The sequence below is a fragment of the Acinetobacter sp. UBA6526 genome, from assembly GCF_002434875.1.
GTDB classification, from domain to species: Bacteria; Pseudomonadota; Gammaproteobacteria; order Pseudomonadales; family Moraxellaceae; genus Acinetobacter; species Acinetobacter venetianus.
This window is the reverse complement of record NZ_DJLC01000249.1, coordinates 1-17,760: the sequence shown is the minus strand read 5'-3', so window position 1 is coordinate 17,760 and position 17,760 is coordinate 1. Positions and strand designations below refer to the sequence as shown.

21 protein-coding genes and 2 pseudogenes are annotated in these 17,760 nt (G+C 39.6%); 1 reads left to right on the top strand and 22 read right to left on the bottom strand.

Going from position 1 to position 17,760, the window contains the following annotated elements; genetic code table 11:
* The 11 genes and pseudogenes from B4237_RS17330 to B4237_RS17280 all read right to left on the bottom strand — a co-directional run.
* Positions 1–310, bottom strand: a pseudogene (locus tag B4237_RS17330) (SGNH/GDSL hydrolase family protein); the annotation flags it as partial.
* A gap of 60 nt (positions 311–370) precedes the next feature.
* Positions 371–3,199, bottom strand: a complete 2,829-nt coding sequence (locus B4237_RS17325) for a host specificity factor TipJ family phage tail protein (protein ID WP_286944235.1) — start codon at positions 3,197–3,199, stop codon at positions 371–373.
* Positions 3,196–3,516, bottom strand: coding sequence for a hypothetical protein (locus B4237_RS17320; RefSeq protein WP_286944237.1), 321 nt, complete (start codon positions 3,514–3,516; stop codon positions 3,196–3,198). The genes B4237_RS17325 and B4237_RS17320 overlap by 4 nt, the downstream gene beginning before the upstream one ends.
* Complete coding sequence (locus tag B4237_RS17315; RefSeq protein ID WP_286944233.1) at positions 3,516–4,001, bottom strand: DUF1833 family protein; 486 nt, start codon at positions 3,999–4,001, stop codon at positions 3,516–3,518. Before B4237_RS17315 ends, B4237_RS17320 begins: the two co-directional genes overlap by 1 nt.
* Positions 3,994–4,482 carry a hypothetical protein gene (locus B4237_RS17310; RefSeq protein WP_286944231.1) on the bottom strand — a complete coding sequence of 163 codons (489 nt, stop codon included), beginning with the start codon at positions 4,480–4,482 and terminating at the stop codon, positions 3,994–3,996. The genes B4237_RS17315 and B4237_RS17310 overlap by 8 nt, the downstream gene beginning before the upstream one ends.
* A 61-nt stretch (positions 4,483–4,543) precedes the next feature.
* Positions 4,544–4,930 (bottom strand): hypothetical protein, encoded by a 387-nt coding sequence (locus B4237_RS17305; protein WP_160132101.1) that lies wholly within the window; start codon positions 4,928–4,930, stop codon positions 4,544–4,546.
* Positions 4,923–5,681 carry a hypothetical protein gene (locus B4237_RS17300; protein WP_286944227.1) on the bottom strand — a complete coding sequence of 253 codons (759 nt, stop codon included), beginning with the start codon at positions 5,679–5,681 and terminating at the stop codon, positions 4,923–4,925. Before B4237_RS17300 ends, B4237_RS17305 begins: the two co-directional genes overlap by 8 nt.
* 81 nt (positions 5,682–5,762) lie before the next feature.
* Complete coding sequence (locus B4237_RS17295) at positions 5,763–9,182, bottom strand: tape measure protein (RefSeq protein WP_286944225.1); 3,420 nt, start codon at positions 9,180–9,182, stop codon at positions 5,763–5,765.
* A 77-nt stretch (positions 9,183–9,259) separates the two neighbouring features.
* Positions 9,260–9,535 carry a hypothetical protein gene (locus B4237_RS17290; protein WP_000106804.1) on the bottom strand — a complete coding sequence of 92 codons (276 nt, stop codon included), beginning with the start codon at positions 9,533–9,535 and terminating at the stop codon, positions 9,260–9,262.
* Between the two features lie 18 nt (positions 9,536–9,553).
* Positions 9,554–10,075, bottom strand: coding sequence for a DUF4468 domain-containing protein (locus B4237_RS17285; RefSeq protein WP_000722131.1), 522 nt, complete (start codon positions 10,073–10,075; stop codon positions 9,554–9,556).
* A gap of 86 nt (positions 10,076–10,161) precedes the next feature.
* Complete coding sequence (locus B4237_RS17280) at positions 10,162–10,398, bottom strand: hypothetical protein (protein WP_000453243.1); 237 nt, start codon at positions 10,396–10,398, stop codon at positions 10,162–10,164.
* A 208-nt stretch (positions 10,399–10,606) separates the two neighbouring features.
* Between B4237_RS17280 and B4237_RS17275 the strand changes: the two genes are divergently transcribed.
* Positions 10,607–11,497, top strand: coding sequence for an ORF6N domain-containing protein (locus tag B4237_RS17275; RefSeq protein ID WP_286944117.1), 891 nt, complete (start codon positions 10,607–10,609; stop codon positions 11,495–11,497).
* A 415-nt stretch (positions 11,498–11,912) separates the two neighbouring features.
* Here B4237_RS17275 and B4237_RS17270 read toward each other — a convergent pair whose 3' ends face one another.
* The 11 genes and pseudogenes from B4237_RS17270 to B4237_RS17220 all read right to left on the bottom strand — a co-directional run.
* Positions 11,913–12,446 (bottom strand): hypothetical protein, encoded by a 534-nt coding sequence (locus B4237_RS17270; protein ID WP_286944115.1) that lies wholly within the window; start codon positions 12,444–12,446, stop codon positions 11,913–11,915.
* A gap of 45 nt (positions 12,447–12,491) precedes the next feature.
* Positions 12,492–13,412 (bottom strand): phage tail tube protein, encoded by a 921-nt coding sequence (locus B4237_RS17265; protein ID WP_286944113.1) that lies wholly within the window; start codon positions 13,410–13,412, stop codon positions 12,492–12,494.
* 63 nt (positions 13,413–13,475) lie between these two features.
* On the bottom strand, positions 13,476–14,243 hold the full coding sequence (locus B4237_RS17260) for a hypothetical protein (RefSeq protein ID WP_278596656.1): 768 nt from the start codon (positions 14,241–14,243) through the stop codon (positions 13,476–13,478).
* A gap of 46 nt (positions 14,244–14,289) precedes the next feature.
* Positions 14,290–14,685, bottom strand: a complete 396-nt coding sequence (locus tag B4237_RS17255; RefSeq protein ID WP_278596657.1) for a phage tail terminator-like protein — start codon at positions 14,683–14,685, stop codon at positions 14,290–14,292.
* Positions 14,686–14,687: 2 nt separating this feature from the next.
* Positions 14,688–15,110, bottom strand: a complete 423-nt coding sequence (locus B4237_RS17250; protein ID WP_286944111.1) for a hypothetical protein — start codon at positions 15,108–15,110, stop codon at positions 14,688–14,690.
* Positions 15,076–15,486: a hypothetical protein gene (locus tag B4237_RS17245; RefSeq protein ID WP_171492701.1), complete on the bottom strand. Its 411-nt coding sequence runs from the start codon at positions 15,484–15,486 to the stop codon at positions 15,076–15,078. Before B4237_RS17245 ends, B4237_RS17250 begins: the two co-directional genes overlap by 35 nt.
* The gene (locus B4237_RS17240) at positions 15,483–15,842 is read right to left on the bottom strand and encodes a hypothetical protein (RefSeq protein ID WP_151721372.1); all 360 of its coding nucleotides are present in this window, start codon (positions 15,840–15,842) and stop codon (positions 15,483–15,485) included. Before B4237_RS17240 ends, B4237_RS17245 begins: the two co-directional genes overlap by 4 nt.
* A 4-nt stretch (positions 15,843–15,846) precedes the next feature.
* Positions 15,847–16,227 carry a glutamate 5-kinase gene (locus tag B4237_RS17235; protein WP_286944105.1) on the bottom strand — a complete coding sequence of 127 codons (381 nt, stop codon included), beginning with the start codon at positions 16,225–16,227 and terminating at the stop codon, positions 15,847–15,849.
* A 2-nt stretch (positions 16,228–16,229) separates the two neighbouring features.
* Entirely contained in the window at positions 16,230–16,622 is a 393-nt protein-coding gene (locus B4237_RS17230; RefSeq protein WP_278596660.1) for a hypothetical protein, read from the bottom strand.
* 3 nt (positions 16,623–16,625) lie between these two features.
* On the bottom strand, positions 16,626–17,069 hold the full coding sequence (locus tag B4237_RS17225) for an Ish1 domain-containing protein (protein ID WP_278596661.1): 444 nt from the start codon (positions 17,067–17,069) through the stop codon (positions 16,626–16,628).
* Positions 17,070–17,108: 39 nt separating this feature from the next.
* A pseudogene (locus tag B4237_RS17220) lies at positions 17,109–17,760 on the bottom strand (P22 coat - protein 5 family protein); the annotation flags it as partial.

The following is a 17,760-nucleotide window of genomic DNA, read 5'->3' as shown; positions in this document are numbered from 1 at the left end:
TTTTCCCTGTCGGCACCCATTTTGCGGATGGTATTGCATTCGGGTCCCAACGATACTCATCACCTGTTTCATCGTTTCTAGCTACTTGATGATTAAATTCTGGAACGATAGCATTCAAAGCAGTTAGGTTAGGTATGGTGATATAACCGCCTTTATTTTCTACTGATGCAATTGCCGCTGGCAATGTTGGGTACGGATCACCTAAACGTGGAGTAATAATACCCGTTTCATTTCCATTTACACACTCCCCTAAATCTTTAGCGTCGATACTTGCATTCTCAAGATCTTCTTTAGTAACAATATCAGCCATTGCCCTTTCTCCAAGCAATAAAAAACCGCCTTGGATCGGCGGTTATAGAGTTAATTAAATTTAAATAAAATCATGATCATTCTGGTAATAACGATCATCGTAGTTAATACATGTGAGTTTGTTGGTCATCTGGTCATTGGGTGTCATTTCACTGAGCATAAACACATCTTTTGATGTATCAGCAGCTTTGACAACTCTATATAAAGTCTTTACATAACGATCAGGATCAACAACAAGCGGATGCAAAGGCGGTCTAGTCAGAATGATCTGATTCGTAAATTCACCCGCAACGCATTCAACCACATCAACAGTTGCGTTTTGCATCTGCAATTGACAGTAATATTGCTCACCACCAACGAAATCAACATTTTGCGAACAGGTTAGGATCAATCCATCAATTGCTATGATCTCGCCATCTTGCGTTTCAATACTCGTATTATCAGCAACAAGAATGCGGTCATTACGAATCAACAACTCAGACTCATCTAATGCTGTAAATTCACAATTAACGTTTTGATGTAGTAACTTATTCCACTCTCTCCATGCGCGAGTTTTAGCTACAGCATCATTGCGAATCCCCGAAGTTTTGATTTTAAGTGGATTATTTAAAGTCACGTTCGGCGGAACTGAATATGTCACAAGTTTATCATCGAATGGCGATGTATATTCAAGCTCTACCCCATCATAGTCTTTATCAATACCAAACTTAAAAGTCCTGACTTCAGAGCCGATGACTTTGTTGCGATGATTAAACAGCAGAACAGAGTTTTCTTGTGGCTTCTCAAACTTCAATCTGAGCTTGTTTCCAAAACGCATCGCTTCGCAAAAAACAGCACTCGCAATCATGCCCGCCTGCTCTTCAAAACTCAGATTTTCATCATCAAATGTATAGCAAAACTCTGTAGCCACTGGAGATCCGAAATAAGATTGAACTTCCTGAAGCTCAGATTTGATCTGATCAATATCTAACTCTGTTACAGAACGTCGCCCAATGTATGGATCTAGTGCCATGTTTATTAAAGCTTGTCCTGCATCCTTAGTAGCAACCAATGGGCCAGTACCATCCACAGGCAATTTTCGAGTCACCAAGCAATTTGCTTTGCGTTCCTTTACAGATAAAGCACCATCGGTGGCAACAGTCCGTGTTCTTACAACCGTTACATCTGGATAGCTGCTTTTCTGCGTCTGAACAGCCAAGAATACATCTTTAACTTTGCACTCCGTAACAGGCGAATTACCATACTTTTGTCGAGTCTTGGCAATACGGAAACTAATACCCGTACCAAGACCGCGTAATGTTTCACGAATCGTAATCCCAAACGTGTCTTTATTTCCGTTTCGGTACTCATAGTGCTTGCGAGTGTGAATCGTTGACTCGCCTAAGTACTTATACTGAATTGTGATTTCAACAAAGCCTTCACCTACTTTCCCTTTTGAGGTCATGTTGTATAGGCCCTGAGGGAAGTAAAAGTTAAAAATCGCCTCTGTTGGATCATCAAATTCAACATCAAACCAGCCAACCCATTTATCAGAAACCAAATCCAAATCAACGGATGATTCTAAATTAACGGTAGAACCACCAAGTAGATCAGGAACCTTTAACCAGTCGCTATTAATTCCACTTGGCGTGGTTAATGTAATAGTGCTTTCAGTTACAGATTCAACTGTATACGCTCCATCCAACACAACCCCATTTGCTGACTTATTTAAGGTAATACCCGCAGCAATCGTATGATCCTGTGTAACAAAATCCCAGTTAAAGTTTACGTTATTGGGTTGGTCCAAAGTCATTGTGTATAGATAACCAGACCCACTTGCAGATCGAGAAACACTAATTACGTCATATTGACCCGATAAATCTCGGAATGTGCTTTCTGTAGTAACTTCTTCGGTTTCAGGGTAAGTCGTTGCAATGATGTATTCAAAGGTCGCACCTGTAAGTAACAATCCTTTGTAGTCATCATAATCCTTAATATCTTCATCACTTTGTACGGTGACTATTCCACCTTCTTTGATGGTAGCGAGACCAGATAAAATCGCATCAGCGATACCAAACTCTGCACCATTAATGGTAATTGCATCACCTTGATTAAAGTAACTACTGAAGTTGATTGCACTATTTTTTCGGTTAATCACACCACCAGTGGTGAAGTAGATCCCAGCATTGCTTTCCTCATCACTGATAACCGTATCGCTTGGCGGTTTAAGCGATTGCCCATTAATTGATTCAGATTTTTTAATCGATAAAGGTAAATTATTAAAAATATCACCAATTCGATAAAAAGCTGTGTCGCCAGTAATGGGTGTATTTGGATCATAAACACTTACACTTGATTCACTAATTGCACCCGTAGGCGTATCTCCGTCTCTGAAGTCATGAATTTGGTAGAATCCGCGCCCAATTGCCATCAAACACTCTTCAACTTCAATACCATTTTCATAGTATGTATATGGAACCGCAATTAAATCTGGGTACGAACGCACTGTCCCATAAATATCTGGAATACGCCCTTTCAAACGCGCTCTATTTGCCCGGCCTTGCAGCTCATTATTTGATGACCCCTGTTGCTGACTTTGAGGTTTCGGCATTGTGAGGATCGAATAGACACTATACGCAGCCATAATTGCAACTACAGCGTAATAGATGAACTGAATCCAGCTTGGATAAATCACAACATAAAATGTGCCTTCCAGCGATTGCAAATGCTTAATTCCAGCTTCGTTTTCTGGTGTTACATCATTCTCAACAGCGACTACATTGTGATAAATACGTGTGTTTTGCGGAAATACAGTGAACTGTTGCTTTAGATAAGCACTGACATCATCAACATCAGCAGAGGACCAAGTATTTTGATTATAAGGATCGGGGCAAATAATAACTTTTTTCATGCGTAAAATCTGACCTCTTTAAATCCTAAACTCACAATCTCAAGCGGCATGTACTGAACACCACGCCCCGTTAAATGCAAAACCTTGTTGTCAAAAAAAACCCCAACATGTGTCGGGGAATTTTTGCTATTTGAAAAAAATACAACGCAGGGTGATATTGGCTCTGAGAATTGACCAAACCCACCAAAACCGTTTAAGAACCGCTCTAAACGTCCAGTTAAATTTTCACCCGTGATTTGTTGCCAAGCCTCACACGCAAACTCATTACAAGTGTAATTTTTGGACCACGTTCGATCTAGCAAGTTATCTATAGACATCATGCTCTCCGCAATAACGGATAATCTTCAATTGAGTAAGTACGCCCTGTTTTCACACTATTAAGCTCTGGTGCTTTCGCATCAAAAGTGACCAAGCCTGTACTGTCTTTAGAAATCGTCGGAATTTCTAAAGTTTGTAGCTGCGTCATCGGCTCAGAAAGATCATCATCACGAAAGATTTTAAAAACACATTCTGGCTTTACATGTGAGAATGCACTTGCATGTATTCCCGCAACTGCTTTTGCAAGCTCGTCGTCCATATCAGCCAGCGTTAAAGCCAAAGTTTGCTCAAGATCATTGGTGACATTATTGCGCTTAATCGACATCGGTTGATAATCATAACTGTGCCCACCAGCCACAATCCCATCTGTATCATTTTTGACGTATCGAAAAACTTTTGAAAAACTTGGATGTGATATTTCAACACATTCAAGCGGCACTACACCGCCTGAATTATTGAGATAGAACGAGGTATAATCAGCCATCAAAACTCTCCAAAGCATTAGGCAAATCTTCATTCACCAGTTTTTCAAGTGGATTCAATAGTGCAGATAAATCACCAGCTTCATTCCCAGCACCCACTATCAAGTCATCCATAGCTTCATCAACTGGCAACGGCTTAACTTTTAAAGTTGCTGTTACTGTGTAGACTTTGGCTTCTTTGCTTGAAAGCGTAGGAGAACCACTAAAGAAGCATTCATAATCTTCAACAGGTGCATTATCAACACATAGTTTTGCAATAAATGGCTGGCTTGGGTTTCTAGCCCACACTCGGTAAAAAGCCATCAAATATTGATAGCCAGATTCGTTTACCACCCATCTGGAACTGACAGTGTGCATTACCCCTTTCAAAGATCTTCGATACCGATCTGCACCGCCATCCAAGATTTGCGAAATAACACCATCACCAATGTTGGCTGAATACCCTTCTTGTGTTGAGCAATACATCATTCGATTAAGTGCCATAACTTTTCCTTAGGTAATAAAAAACCGACCATTGATAGGTCGGCTGCTTTAATGTTGTTTTCTAAATTTCAATAAATAGTTCTGAAATTCTTTTTGACTCTTCAATACTGAAATTTGCAATCTCCTTAGTAATCACCGATTCCAATTTGTAATCAGCTCTCGTTCTAAGCTTTTTCAGAGCATTTAACTTTGAGTAAAGTTTTTCAGCATTAAGTTTAGTAATACTACTGACTTCTTTGTCGTATCCTTTCAACTTACTGTAAAGTTGCATATGGACACCGCCCTTGGTTGTTGTTTGAATCCAATCAAGTCTTGAATCAAGATGAAATTTAGCATGATGAAAAGCATGGTAGTAGGCTCTTCCAACAATATTCCTATTTTGCAAGTCGGGGTAAGAACTTGTTATTGATGCCATCTCATTGCAATAATCAAGTAAGCTATTATCCATTCTGAACCTCGTCATAAGGTACAAAGGTATATGAAATCTTATTAAATGCATTCAAAAGGTCTTTTCGAAAACATTCTTCAAATATCTCTTCATTTATTTTTATAATTTCTTCAATTGGTTTATCTACATAGATTAAGAGTAAAAATTCTTCATCTAGGTAGCTATAATCTAAAATCAAACATCTAGCATTATGCTCTAGTACAGCTCCTTTTATTATTAATGAAATATTCTTAAAGTCTTGCTCGCTTATTTCTAATTCTTCATTAATATCTTGCCAATACTCATTGTGCTCAAGATTAGTCACATTAACTGCTTGACTATAAAAATATGAATCAGGCTTACCTATTTCTCCGTTTAACAAAAACTCCAACCCTAAATCCATTGGCAATAAGTTTTTGTAATCTAGTTTTTTCAATTCTGCTAAATCTACAATTTTCCCTATTGCCTTGCAGGCATTTTCCATATCAAATGTGTGTGCAAAAATGTAAATAGTGTTTCTTAACAGCCTTAAGTTATTTGTGTTAGCTAAAACATACTGTGCCGATTCATTGGCAACCTTAAGGTTATTTGCACTGAGTTCTACAAGACCTTTCATAATAGACCATAGATCCTTTGGTGTAGCTTGTTTACTGGCATCAAGTAAACGCAAACACCTAGCATATTTAAACTCACTAAGGAGTTCATTAGGCTCAAAGTTATTCACTAACTCGCCTAACTCGTCCAACTTTGTTTTAGGAACTGGTCTTTTCATGTCTTATGAGGGTAAAAGCAATAGAGGCAATATTACTTAATTTCCCTCACAAGATACATAAAAATTATTTCCACCTCCTGTCTAACGTCTCCGCCCAGCGTTGGTGTTTTGCGACAATGACTTGGATATACGGCTGTTTGGCATTCCAAGCGATTGAGAGACGAAGTTTTCAACCTCGTCAATGGTTACGTATAGCTTTCCGTCAGATCCAGTCTGTGTTGATACTCTCGCAGGTGCATTATTGTTAATAACCACTTGAGGCTGAATAACATTAGAACCACCAGAAACGCTGCCACCTGAGTTAATGGCATTCAATGTATCGACACCCACTCGCTTGGTTGCAGCAGCGTTTAAGACATATTCCTGACCATGAACCACACCAGCTACCTCAGTACGCCCCATGTTGCCTGTGTAGCCTCCAGTTGCGAAGCCTTTTCCAGACACTGTCATTGTGGCTGACTGAATATTGCTAATGATGCTGGCCGTTTCTGCCGCTACAGTCGCCATTGCCGCTAAGTTAAGAGGGAAAGGGTTTTCTGCAGCCAGAGCAATACCCGCTTGAATAGCCACTGTTGAACGAGCAATTGCAGCCGCCTTCTCCACAACAAACATTGCTTTATAGGCTGCTGATTGCTCACCGAGCATATTTTTAAACATATCAGCATACGAACCAGCAATTTGCTCACCAAATGACAAATTGAGATCCAATCGTGCTCTTAAAAACTCCTCTTCGTTCTTTAACAAATCAGCTTTAGCCTCTTCGTCTGTAATGAGATTGTATTTAAGAGCTTCAGATACATTAGCATCCGCTGTGTTCTTGGCCTGATCCAGCTGAAAATAAGCGCCTGTTCCATTTTGGGTAGCCTTCATACCTTGATAGGTATTCCACGCTCCTTGTCGTTTAGTTTCATACTCATTATCTTCAGCTCGATATGATGCATTTAGTAATCGACTTCTTTCCACTGCATCTTTAGTTTTCTCAATCTCCAACCGCTCTAAACGATAACGCTCTCGCATTGAATCAACTTCATGCAAATATGATTGCTGTATCTGAAAAAGACGCTGCTCTTGGGCGAGCTTGATAAGGGCAAGCTCTTGTTGCTCTTGCTCATTAAGCTTTTGGATGCGAAGATCTTTCATCTCATCATTGAAGCGACCTGATTGAGACACCATTTCCCTTTGTGTCTCATAGAAGAATTTAAGCTTATATTCTTCTGACCAACGGAAAGAGTCATTTTCCTCTGTTAGCTGTCTAAGATACATCCAAGTTTCAAAGTCATATCTTTGCTTAGCAAATTGCATGTATTTATCATGCTCTTCTTTGAAATTTGCTTCAGATATATCTTTAACCTGTCTTTGATATTCAATACCAATTCTTTTGAAGTCATCAGCGAAGTCATATGAAATAGTAGCCCTTGACTGAGCTTGCTGTTCCTTGATTCTATCCGCCTGTTTCTGTTGTTTCTGATACTCAGATGTCTGTTTCTTACTCTCCCTTAAAGATGCTCGTTTAGATTCTAAGATTGCGTCCTGCTTGTCTTTAAGTTGCTGAGTTAGGTTTACATTTCTTAAAACACTATCAATCTCTTGCTTGGACAAGATTGCACTCTCACCCTTAGCTTTTTGAAGTTCGTAGATTGCATTTGTTTGTTCAATTGTAAAACCTTTCTCCAGATAACCTTGCTTATAAAGGCTTTCAAAGGCAGATTCTTTTTGCTTATTCTGAAAGTCTTGAAGAGCTTTAGTGGCCTTATTTGCAGCTAATGCTGTCCCTTCTAATGCTTCACTTTGCAAGTTATGTTGTATCGCAGCATTCTGTGCTTTATTCCCAGCCACGACTACTTCCACACCAAAAATCTTTAATGCAGTTGCCGATTTGTTTGCTTTCTCATAATTAGCGTCGTATTGTTCAACTTGCTTTTTTAGTGCGTTATACAAATCTGGAGATATTTTCATATCATTCAGCTGAGTAATAGCATCACTGTAGCTGATCGTTCCCTTATTAGCTTGATTGATAACTTCAACTACTTTCCAGTTACCCTTCTCATAATTTTGAATATCAATCAAAGCAGAACCAACTGCTAGTCTCGACTTTTCAAGCGCCTTATTTTGTGCATCAAATGCAGTTGTTAAATCATTAACTGCTGATTTTCGCTCCACACCATTAAGTTTTTCAAGTTCAGATCGAGTTCTGTCTGCAATCTTTCCTTGCTCTTCAAGCTTTTTGTTTGCATCGTCTGCCCGCTGCTGGAGATACATATATCCAGCAGCCAACCCTGCTACCCCTAAGGTAATTGCGCCAACTGGACCGCCAATCAGAGCGAAAGCTCCACTGGCCAAACGTCCAAAACTTAATGACGCAGCATTAAGCCTACCTTGTGCTACTGTTTGAGCGTTGGTTGCTGCTGTAACTGCATCTTGAGCTACCACATAGCGAGCATTTGCTGCCGTAGCCCCAAATTTAGCCTGAGCTTCAGCATTAGTTGCCTGTACATTTGCCAAGTGTGCTTTAGCTGCATTTAAAGTTGCAGTGGATTCTGCATATTCAGCTTGAGCGTTGGATAATGTTGCTTGTCGGCTTGCAAGTGTTGAAACTACTCCATCTTTAACTACTTTGCCTTTCATTAAGATTGCTTGTGTTATAAGTCCAATACCCACAACAATGGCACCATCGGTGATGAGTTCAAGATTGCTCGCAAGTCCTCGAATACTTCCTGACAGCAACTGGGCTGCACCAGTTCCTTTCCCAGCTTCCCCTGCAAACTTGGTGATTTCATTGTTTAAAAGAGTTAATGACTGACCAACAGTAATCTCGGTTCTACCAAACACCTCATCCACATTGGACTCTACATTCCTTAAGGCCTTAACAATTTCTTGGGAGGTTATTTTCCCCTCAGCCGCCACAGAACGTAGTTCACCAATTGTTATACCCATCCCCTGAGCAATAGCCTTCGCTAGCGCAGGAGTTTGCTCCATTACAGAATTAAGTTCCTCACCACGAAGCGTGCCGCTAGCAAGGGCTTGTCCAAACTGAACCAATGCGGCATCTGCAGCCTGTGCACTAGCTCCACTAATAGCTACAGCTTTAGAAACTGTCTCTGTTAAACGTGCTGTATCATCCATTGTTAGGTTAAGCGTCTTAGCATTATCACTAAAACGTTGGTAAACCTGCAAAACTGAATCCCAAGCAGAATATGTCTTTTGAGCAATCCTAAAGGTGTCTTCTGTTGCCTTATTTAATTGATCTTGTGAATTAGTTACTAGCTTCAATCTATTTTGAAGGCCTGTATAGGCATCCATTTTGCTAATTGCCGCTCCGACAGTTACCAACCCAGCCATATACCCAGCAAGTTGACGTGTTGCTACCGACAAGCCATCCATAGACTTAGTGGCAAAATCACCCTTACGTTCAATACTGTCTAACTCATTGCTAAGGTTCCGAGCATTTCTTTCTGCATTTTTGGAATCAATAACAATAACCAAACGAGATTCTTGTGCCATTTTACTTTCCTCTAGGCAATAAAAAACCCACTCAATGAGTGGGTTGTTAAGGTTGATTTTTGGGTTAGTGTTTTTGCTTAAGATGCGCTCTTGTTCTCGTGATATCTCAATATGCTGGCAACCTTTTGGAACAGATAGCCCACTAAGAATCCATTTAAGATTATCCCGATACCTGTAATAACCATGATTCCTGACCATACGGTCTCGGTGCCATAATAAGTTCTTGGAACTTCAACTCGGCCAAACACAAGTATAAAAATAAATCCAGATATAATACCTAGAACAATTAACCCCCATCCGATGGCATTGCAAACTTCACTTTCTTTCATTGTTTGATATTGTGGTGTGCTCATGCTGTATCTCTTCTTTAATTACCAATTCGAATTTACTTTCTGTTGAGTTTTAATCTTTTCAGCCATATCATCCGATAGAGTATTAATCTTACTAATAATCAGTGGTGTGGACTTCCTACTTTCAGTTATAGGGTAATTTTGTGCAGGCATCATTATTCCAGCACTCATGTGCGATGGAGCGCTATAGGTTAAACCATCATAACCCACGCGCATTTTCCCATCCTTAGTGTCCACTCTTACAGTAAAATCAACACGTTCGTTTCCTGTCATTGCCAAGCACTCCATGCCCGAACAAGGATATCGCATATTGCCCTTTCCAATGATAGTGCCTGATGCCTTATCTTCATATTGAATTACTGCGTTAGCAGAAGCAAAAGCTACAGCGAACCATTGTCTAGCGCCATCATAAATCTGTGCTTGGTTTAATCCATCAATTTGATAAACCTTTTCAAATTTTACAGGCTCTGAGGGTTGTTGGGGAGTTGTCGCACACCCCGCTAAGCCCAATCCAAGAAATCCCGCTAATAAAATCTTTTTCATAATGTAATCCATTTGTTATTAATCTCACACAATTTAACAAATGGACAAAATAATGTCATCAAGAACTTAAAAAGGAAGATTCTCTACTAGTCCATGTGGTCAAGCCAAAATACATCCTCAAAATTTTTACATACACCTGCTTTTTTGAGTTCTTTATATATAAGTAAGGCTGTATCGATCTTGACAGAATGTCCCTGCTCGGCTCTTGTCACATAGTTTGATAGAACTCTGCTACCACTAACAAAACCACACCGCTTTGATAGCTCATAAACCGTTAAGCCTGCTTTTTCACGCAAACAAGCAACATTATTCTTTACTTCCATTGCTGCACCACAAGTTAAATTTTAGAATATTGTAGCACAATAAAAGATAATTACTATTTTTTGTGTTAGCACAACAAAAAGAATTGACACAATAAAAGATATTAAATAAGATGACTTCATCAAGGCTAAAAGCCATGAAAAAGAAAACCCCTTGCAGACGTCGAAATCAGGCAAGGGGTTTATGTCTAAACCAATGGAGATTTAAGACATGTCTAATATAGCACAAATCAACGATACCAAAATATCAATTGTTAACTTCAAATCTGTTCCAGTTGTTACTACAGCAATGCTTGCTGATTTCTATGGAACCGATACAGACAACATCAAACAAAACTATTCTCGAAATAAAGAGCGGTTTGTAGAAGGTAAACACTTCTTCAAAATTATTGGTGAAGAATTGAAAAAATTTGTAGGTGACTTAAAGTCACTTGCAAATTTCCCTGCAATTTCAAATAAAACTCGATCCCTTATCTTATGGACAGAACGAGGGGCTGCTCGTCACGCCAAGATGCTCGACACTGACCAAGCTTGGGAAGTATTTGAGCAGCTGGAAGATTGCTACTTTGTCCGAAAGGAAATTCTAGCCAAAACCCACAAATCAGAACGTGAGCCTTTAACTAATGCTGTCAATCTTCTAGTTGCTAAAACAAAGCATCTTAACTACAGCGATGCATACAAACTGGTTCATCAGCGCTTTAACGTTCAGCATATTGACGAAATACCTTATGACTCTATCCCTGTTGCAGTTGAGTATGTCCATCATTTAATTGCTTTGTATGGAAAAGCCGATCAACAAGGATCTTTGTTCGATAAAGAAAACTATGAACTAATCCGCGAATTCACGGAAGCTGTTCTAAGTCAAAACTTTATGATGCAAGATGTATGGAAAGCACTCATGCTCATTAATCAAAGTGACATGATGTATTACTCTAAATACGTTCTAAAATCTAATGAGTTGGCTAGAGAAGTAAGCATTAAATTAGACTTTAAAACGAAGCAAAGAGTACCTCTTGTTAGCGAAGATTTACGTTCAATAAACTTTTTTGGCGGACTCAAAATGGATACCAATCCAAAATGGTTTAATGCTCCTGCTTGGTAAATTTATCAAGGAGTCACTTTCGGGTGACTCCTTTCCATAAAAAATCCCCAATGTTTTCATTGAGGATATTTAATAAAACTATAAAAGTCTATTCTTGACTTAGAAAGTATCGACCTTGCAATAAAGCTTCCCAACCATACTCATCACTTCTTCCTTTTATCAGCTTCAGCCTTCGCTTTTTTATGCGCTTCATCAAGAAATAGATTGTCCAAGGTGAAGATACACTCGTTAAAAATGTATCTCTCCACTGGAAGATCGTATTGTTCAACATAAGCATTGATTGCCGCTATATCTAATGCCAGTGGGACACCCTGCTCGTATCGTCTAGATCGAGCAATGGTGTTGTAGGCTGATAGAATGGCATTGGCTGTGTAGGAATAAGCAGGCTTAGTTAAAACCTTAGTGTTGTTGAGATTTAAGGCATTTGCGACTGCGTTTTGCTTTTTGCTGTAGTCGTTCGCTTCTTCTTCTGAGCCGAACTTTGCCCACTCGTACAGGGTTGTGACTTTCCCACAACATCTACCTTATATGCATCAGCTTCTAATTGAATTTTTTCCGCTTCACTTTTAATGAAAAGCCAAATAGATACACCCACATCACCCATACCAAGAAGTTTGACTGCATTTTCGCTGTCATAACCTGGTTCGGTGCGAATAGATTCACCATTTTCATCTTTTTCAACAAATACCACTCCCTTCCAATCTTCAATAAGATGACATGCTGCCGCTTCTAAAACCAACTCATGGTAAAGCTTATCTTCTTTTGATGCATTTTTAACATCAAATCCTTTCGATGTAATCTGATTGTTGGCTCTCTCTAAAGCAACTTGATAGGGTTTAAATCCAATACCGCGAACCTTGAACTCAGCAAGAATATTTCCTTCAGCATCTTTATATTCGCGCCACAGGCTGACGTCTTTGTTAGTTTGAATATTGACTTCAAGAGCCATGTTATATCTCCAAAAGAAGGCAGCAATTAAGCTGCCGAATCAGTATTAAGGCGTTGCAGGTGTACGAGTAATTGTTGGAGCCTCATCAACCACTGTGTAGTCAAAAGAAGTATTCAGGATGTCGCCTGTTCCGCCAGACGGAAGACTTGCTGTAATTTCCACTTTAGGAATGAATAGTTCATATTCATTACCTTCGCTGTCTGTAATTGGTACTCGTAAAGAGATATTGGCGTTCGTGAATTGCTTAGCATACATCTCCGAAGTATTTTGCGACCAAGCTGCTGTAAACGCGCCAGTACCCGCTGCAATCATTTCAAGAATCTTCTTAGGATCAATACCACTACCTAAACAGCGTTGAACCTGCATTGAGTTATCCCAATTGAAGGTGAATGCTGTAATACATGAGATACCAGCTTGAGAAACACCATCAATCAAAATGTCCCCAACTGAGATGTTAGACATTTTAGGATTGTCGTCGGCAGGTGTTACTGTGCCCAATGGGGGAGTAGTTGCGCCTAAGCGACCTAGAGCCATTAACCCGAAAGTCATTGTGATTAGGCCTTGCTCTGGAATGTCGATGCCAAAAGTATTGACATGAGCGCCTTTAAAGATGTGGTAGTCATTTACATCAGTGAAGCCCCGAAGCACACTAAATGTTTGACGGACATTCCCACCAAAAGTTAATACATCAGTAGCCCAGTTATTAAATGCAGCTGCTGCCATTAAATCTTGAATCAATGGACTGTATTTAGCTTCACACACAAGATCACCAGCGTATTCAGCTCCAGTAATCATTGATGAACGAGCAATTCGGCTATTTGCAATTGAGTTGGATGTTTCTTTGGATACAGTCCCGTCCAGTCCATTTGTAGTGAACTCAAATGTTTGACGATCAAATGGACTTGGTGTAGTGCCTATGACTGTTTCTTTTGCGATTTGTGTTATCTGACGAGCGCCTGAACTCATAATAAGCTCCTAATTTTTGGCAATAAAAAACCGCCCTAAAGGCGGCTGTTGATGAATGCTTGTTTAAACAATTAACTGGTTTTGCTCAAGAGCTGAGAAAGACTCCAAGAGCTCTAATATTTTTCGAGGAACTTCTGTGAAGCATTCTCCATCACCTTTAAAAGGTTTTAAAGGATGGTACTTAAAGTTTTTCAGAAGGCTGTGTATCTGTTTTTCCATGTCATAAATTAGCCCTGTATCGCCATCAACCAATTGAACAACCTCATAACCATAAGGTAACTTATGTGAATCAAATCTTATCTCTAGGCTATTAAGAGTTATTCCAACTTTATAAAAGCTTTCATCTTCTGAATTGCATTTGATTAGATAAAGCTTTGCTCTTTTGTTCTTTTCTTGAGACAACTTTATATAACTTTCACGCTTAAAAGTGTTGTATTCAAAATGACATTTTACACATCCCCTGCCTAACTTATGTTTTGCTGGAGTTTGCATGAAATCTCCATGCTTACGGCAAGTTATAATTACTGGCGCATCAATATTTACATACTCAACTTTTGAATAGCCATATTTATCTTTATGAATTTCCTTAAATTGAGTAATTATGTTTTCTGTTGAAAATCTTAATCGGTCTTTATTTATAACTGTTGCACATTTAGCACAGCCCTTTCCTGCGTAATGGTTAGATGGGGCTATAAAGAAAGATCCATGATCACTGCAGATAACTTCTAATTTTTTGTGACTACCTATGTATTCTGCTTTTGAATAATCATACTTCAGGCCATGTTTTGCTGTAGCTTTTTTGATAAATTCGTCAGTTGTTAGTTTTCTCATAATGTTCCACAAACAACAGTCAACACCAAGATATTATAACACTTTTCTAGTTTACCCTAAAGAAAACTTGTATTGAGTACTGCACAAAGTCACCATTGTTCCCAAGGTTTTGCACCTGGCCTTGCAGTATTTCCAATTGGTCAACCGTGTAGTATTCGAGGTGAGCAAGCCATGCATCAGCAAGCTTTGTTATTGCCACTTCATGAGTGTTTAAACGAGCCATACAGTTGATTGAGATAATGCCTGTTCGTCTTGTGCAAGGTGAATCACTAATTGCTGCAATGATTGAACCGCCCCACAAGACGTTAATGTCACACCAAAGACCATCAACTGGCACTGTAAAATCTTTATTCGGGTATTTAATTCGGGTCTGCTCAATACCAGTAAATGCCATTGCTCTAGTGATAATGGCTTGTCGTGCTTGGTCTAAAGTCATTGCCATTTTTATCCACCGTATTTCTGAGCAATATAGTTAAAAGTTGTGGAGTAAACGCCTTGGGGTGCTTGTTTAGAATAACCGCCTGTTGTTTTCTCGGTCTCAGCTTTTGTTGTAAAGCCGCCAAATTCAATCTTATTGGCATAAGGCGCATTTGTCTGAATATAAACTGTCGAGTAAGGAACTAAGCGAGATAAAACACTTGTACCTTTACTTATTGTTGAGCCACCACCCTTGTCTTTCTCTGCTTCATTAAAACCTATGTCTGGTTGATTAATACTGACTCTGTGTGACGCGCGGTACGATCCCTCATCAACAGGGCTTTGCATTACAACCCCACCTAAAGCATCAATGACAATATCTTTCTGTTTTTTTGTAAGGTCGGCTTCAATTGTTTTAGTGAAGGCACTCGGTTTGTTTGTCCAACTCATTATCGACCTCACTTTCTTGGTACATAAAGAATAAATCTTGAGCAATGCGTTGGATTGAATATGCTTCAAATTCCACGCTGGGTTCTCGTTCACCCATTAATTGCTTTGTACGTTGCCAGATATGCACAGCCTCATGTAATAACAACCCATAGACCACAATCAAATCTTTACCTTGTGCATCTCCAAGTTGAACAATGCACTGTCTTCCATCATCGTAGTAATCCACTTGAGCAGAGCAACCTAGCGAGAGAAATTTATCTGTGTCGTTTACATCATCAAACAGTAAATCAAGTTGATCTTGATTACGCACCAATGTGTATTTTGAGTGCTCGAAAGGTGTGGAATGCCATTCTGGCACATAGTTATTATTAATCATGACCCAAAATCCAATCGTTTCAAGACACCGTTGTCATATCCATAGTTTTCTGGCTTCTTGTCACTCTCATGTAAATATTTAACCTTTGAACTTATTTCTAATTGCTTTTGCTCAACCCAAAACAAACCCTTATGATTAACTGGTTTAATTCGTTTATGAACTACAACTAGGTCCTTTAGGAAACTTGCTTTTACTTGATTGAGGCATATAAATCCAACATCGCCAAATGTCGCTTCTTGAATATTCGCTTGCCAGCCACTAAGGAACAACTGCAACGATTTAAAAGTCGGTATTTTGATAGCTAGGCTGTTGGTTAAGATTACAGTCCTTGTTACTCCTGTTCTATTTATCTGCATGTGATTACACCTTCCTCAACTGTACAGTCCAAGTAGCGTCAGCAGCATCATGACCACAATTCACAACCCGATAATTACCACCTTCAATCATCCAAATATCATTTACATCTGGTTCAACTAAAGTTCCTGCTGCATCCTTAACTTCATTTTGCAGTAGCACGGCTTTAGAGTCTGTGGCGCGGTAATCTATAGGCTTCACCAAATCCTTTGCCCAGCTTCCAAACAGGACGCCACGACCGCCATAAACATATTCGGTGTACGTATCCTCACCAGTAGCTGGATTAGATCCAGTTAGTAACTTGCGGGTACAAGTAAAGGTATCAACAGCATCAGCAAGCATTGTGCTAAATGCCTTTCCTAGTTTTGATTGTATTTTTGATCTCATAGCTAAATCTTCACTAGCAAAATCACATTACCCAATCCATCATCTAGCCATGTTTTGAGTATAGCTAAAGCCAAATTCTCACTTGCTAAATAGGTTTTATGAGTGGCTGAATAGGTGTTAGAAACACTTGTTCCTGATTGAGCTGATACCGTTTCACTCAACACACCAGTTTCTATATCAGTATAAAGATTTCCACTAACGGCATCAGGTATCAACTCAACAGCAGCTAATAGGATCGCATCTTTTAATGGTTGATTATTTGTTGTGTCAGGTAGTTTTAAATTAGTTAGCCAAACATTGGTAATCATTACCGCACGAGCTTTGGCGTTTTCACTATCAGCCCAATCGTTACCTAGTTTTGCATCGATATCTGCTACGGTAATGTACTCAATCATGTGTTATTCCTTCGGGATGAGACTAATTAAATCCTCTTTAGAGGCTGATGCTTTGTGCTTGATTCCTAAATCAGTTAGATGTGCTTTTAACTGCTCGTTTGACCAATTTGAATAGTCACCCTCTTTAGGCCCATCAAGCGGATCAGGAATACCTTTTCCAGACTCAAGCTCCTCAATGCGAGCTTTCATGGCTTCAATGTCATTCTTAAAGGCAATAAATTCACCTTTTACAACAGCCAATTCTTCTTCAGTTTGAGCAAGTTTTTCAGTTACAACATCAAATTGCTCTATAGGAATAAGCGCATCATTGGCAATTTCACCCTCTGCAATTGGCAGCACCTCACCTTCTATCAATTCATGCTCTGACGGATTGAATTGCTCTACAGAGATAATTACAAATTCACCTTGTGACTTATGACTAGGTTTAATCTTTACAGTCTTAGACATTTTTCTCTCCAAAAAGAATGGGGCCGAAGCCCCAATTCATTAGCCAAGCAAGATGATTGAGTGCTCTGGTTTGACCATTGCACAACCCCAAGCAAGTGATACTTCGTACTGCACTTGACGGTATTGACGGTAAATGGCGATTTCAAACGACAAACCGCTAACGGGATCGGTAACGATCATGCGGTCATCAGCAGAGTCACCACCTTCAGGAAGTGCAGGAATACGAGTCGCTAATGCAATTGCAGATCGTGCAAAGGCCAAGTTGCGAGTTGAACTTGCAGCAACTGTGATTCCCGTTGCAGCTGCTGGAATTGCTTTTTGCAATCCTGGTTTAGCAATTGTGATGGTTCCACCGTTAGAAACATCAGCATCGCCAGCAACAACCACATATTGGTTTGTGTCACCTGCAAAGCTAACTACATCACCCGCAACGATTGTCCCTGTACCTGCACTTGCAAGAGTGATAGCAGTTGCACCAACTGCATAGCCTGCTGCATTCGTAGTCGCACTTGCACCTGTGCCAGATGCAGGAGTAACCACTTGTGCAGATTCACGGATAGCAAAACCATGCACATCTAAAAGCACACCACGTCGTAACAACGAATCATCATTTGCTTCATTTGCTTTAGTTAATTGCCCAAGCGTACGCATGTTTGCGCCTGCGGTGGTATCAATTACCAACTGTAAGTCA

Bases quoted from the DNA above. Each gene is read 5' to 3' on its own strand.
- B4237_RS17325 (WP_286944235.1), bottom strand. From the start codon at position 3,199: ATGAAAAAAGTTATTATTTGCCCCGATCCTTATAATCAAAATACTTGG.
- B4237_RS17320 (WP_286944237.1), bottom strand. From the start codon at position 3,516: ATGTCTATAGATAACTTGCTAGATCGAACGTGGTCCAAAAATTACACT.
- B4237_RS17315 (WP_286944233.1), bottom strand. From the start codon at position 4,001: ATGGCTGATTATACCTCGTTCTATCTCAATAATTCAGGCGGTGTAGTG.
- B4237_RS17310 (WP_286944231.1), bottom strand. From the start codon at position 4,482: ATGGCACTTAATCGAATGATGTATTGCTCAACACAAGAAGGGTATTCA.
- B4237_RS17305 (WP_160132101.1), bottom strand. From the start codon at position 4,930: ATGGATAATAGCTTACTTGATTATTGCAATGAGATGGCATCAATAACA.
- B4237_RS17300 (WP_286944227.1), bottom strand. From the start codon at position 5,681: ATGAAAAGACCAGTTCCTAAAACAAAGTTGGACGAGTTAGGCGAGTTA.
- B4237_RS17295 (WP_286944225.1), bottom strand. From the start codon at position 9,182: ATGGCACAAGAATCTCGTTTGGTTATTGTTATTGATTCCAAAAATGCA.
- B4237_RS17290 (WP_000106804.1), bottom strand. From the start codon at position 9,535: ATGAGCACACCACAATATCAAACAATGAAAGAAAGTGAAGTTTGCAAT.
- B4237_RS17285 (WP_000722131.1), bottom strand. From the start codon at position 10,075: ATGAAAAAGATTTTATTAGCGGGATTTCTTGGATTGGGCTTAGCGGGG.
- B4237_RS17280 (WP_000453243.1), bottom strand. From the start codon at position 10,398: ATGGAAGTAAAGAATAATGTTGCTTGTTTGCGTGAAAAAGCAGGCTTA.
- B4237_RS17275 (WP_286944117.1), top strand. From the start codon at position 10,607: ATGTCTAATATAGCACAAATCAACGATACCAAAATATCAATTGTTAAC.
- B4237_RS17270 (WP_286944115.1), bottom strand. From the start codon at position 12,446: ATGGCTCTTGAAGTCAATATTCAAACTAACAAAGACGTCAGCCTGTGG.
- B4237_RS17265 (WP_286944113.1), bottom strand. From the start codon at position 13,412: ATGAGTTCAGGCGCTCGTCAGATAACACAAATCGCAAAAGAAACAGTC.
- B4237_RS17260 (WP_278596656.1), bottom strand. From the start codon at position 14,243: ATGAGAAAACTAACAACTGACGAATTTATCAAAAAAGCTACAGCAAAA.
- B4237_RS17255 (WP_278596657.1), bottom strand. From the start codon at position 14,685: ATGGCAATGACTTTAGACCAAGCACGACAAGCCATTATCACTAGAGCA.
- B4237_RS17250 (WP_286944111.1), bottom strand. From the start codon at position 15,110: ATGAGTTGGACAAACAAACCGAGTGCCTTCACTAAAACAATTGAAGCC.
- B4237_RS17245 (WP_171492701.1), bottom strand. From the start codon at position 15,486: ATGATTAATAATAACTATGTGCCAGAATGGCATTCCACACCTTTCGAG.
- B4237_RS17240 (WP_151721372.1), bottom strand. From the start codon at position 15,842: ATGCAGATAAATAGAACAGGAGTAACAAGGACTGTAATCTTAACCAAC.
- B4237_RS17235 (WP_286944105.1), bottom strand. From the start codon at position 16,227: ATGAGATCAAAAATACAATCAAAACTAGGAAAGGCATTTAGCACAATG.
- B4237_RS17230 (WP_278596660.1), bottom strand. From the start codon at position 16,622: ATGATTGAGTACATTACCGTAGCAGATATCGATGCAAAACTAGGTAAC.
- B4237_RS17225 (WP_278596661.1), bottom strand. From the start codon at position 17,069: ATGTCTAAGACTGTAAAGATTAAACCTAGTCATAAGTCACAAGGTGAA.